The organism is Pseudoxanthomonas sangjuensis (genome assembly GCF_010211755.1).
Lineage (GTDB): Bacteria > Pseudomonadota > Gammaproteobacteria > Xanthomonadales > Xanthomonadaceae > Pseudoxanthomonas_A > Pseudoxanthomonas_A sangjuensis.
This window is the reverse complement of record NZ_PDWR01000053.1, coordinates 1-1,289: the sequence shown is the minus strand read 5'-3', so window position 1 is coordinate 1,289 and position 1,289 is coordinate 1. Positions and strand designations below refer to the sequence as shown.

Sequence of the window (1,289 nt, the reverse complement as noted above, 5' to 3'; positions counted from 1 at the left end):
GTCGGGACGTGAGATCCGGTGTGCGGCCCCTGCTGAATTACGGTGCCGCTACACCGAGGCGTTATCGGGCGCGCACACCGGGCTCTCGGCGTTTACAGTAGGGGAAAGCCAAGACATAAGGCGTTAGGGCCCAATGAGACTTCCGCTGGCACTTGACATAAGAGCAATTGGCTACGGGCTCGCTACGTTCGTGGCGGGCTATATAGTTCTGAGCATTCCCACAACTCTCGTTCATGGTTCGCATGGCACCAGCATTGGTGAGACAGTGTGGCTCCTCGTTCAGATTGGAGCGCTTCTTGTACCTGCGTTGGCAGGTGGTGTTGGTGCGTACTTTGCGCCTGCGCGCCGCGTAGTTCATGGGGCTCTGGCAGGCACGTCCGGCATGCTTCTTCTGCTTCTTGCGGTAGCTTTTCTGGCCCCAGAGTACCCGGCTGCCGGCATTCCTTTTCTGGTAGCCCTGTTTGCGTTAGTCGCATCTTTGGGCGCAATTCTTGGCAGCTACATCAAGTCCAGGGTTGGGCCCTAACAATTCGTTCAAGCCGAACTTGCTTCGCTACACCAAACACATGGCAGATAAAGCTTGCCATGTGTTTGGCTCCGCTACGCAAGTCGGCTTAACTCAGGCGTTAGGCCGCAGAGGTGAGCATGCGCGACATTGATGCAATCATCCAAGAACTGCAGGCTTCCTATCCAGAGATCAGCGCTGAGCGCCTCAATGTGTTGCATCCTGGGGCTGATGACGATGGCGTCTGGTTCTTCCGGCACTCACAGAGCAATTTAGAGATCCAGCTGGAGTCGTCTACCGGCAACGCGCCATTCTTGGTTGAGAATTCCGGCTCAGGAGATCGGTTTTATGCCAGCAACGTGCAGCAGGCAGTCGCTATGGTGGTCGCGGGCTTCGTTGTACCCGGCTCGGCGGCCTAACATTGGGTTGAAGCCGAAATTGCATCGCTACGCCAACAACATGGCGGATAAAGCTTGCCATGTTGTTAGCTACGCGCTGCAATTCGGCTTAACTTGAGCGTTAGGCCGCTTATGAAGATCTTCTTAGTCCCCGCCCTTTTAGTCGGGTTCTACCCCGAAATCACGGACGGTTGTAAAAGGGCTGAGAACTTCTGGTCTTGCCTGGCGACCCTTCGTCGCATCCTCGGGTTGTGGAACCGCTCGATGTATTCGAACACATCAGCCCTCGCGGCATCGAGCGTTGGGTAGGTCATGCGGTAGACCCGCTCGCGCTTGAGCAGGCCGAAGAAGCCTTCGCACGCGGCGTTGTCACCGCAGTGGCCCAC

2 protein-coding genes are annotated in these 1,289 nt (G+C 56.7%); one reads left to right on the top strand and one right to left on the bottom strand.

Annotated features, from left to right (window positions below; all coding sequences use genetic code 11):
• Window positions 1-645 precede the first annotated feature (645 nt).
• On the top strand, window positions 646-924 hold the full coding sequence (locus CSC71_RS15225; protein ID WP_162375224.1) for a hypothetical protein: 279 nt from the start codon (window positions 646-648) through the stop codon (window positions 922-924).
• Between the two features lie 149 nt (window positions 925-1,073).
• Here the strand turns inward: CSC71_RS15225 and CSC71_RS15220 are convergent.
• Window positions 1,074-1,289: IS3 family transposase (locus CSC71_RS15220; protein ID WP_162373230.1), on the bottom strand; the 216-nt coding region annotated here is incomplete at its 5' end.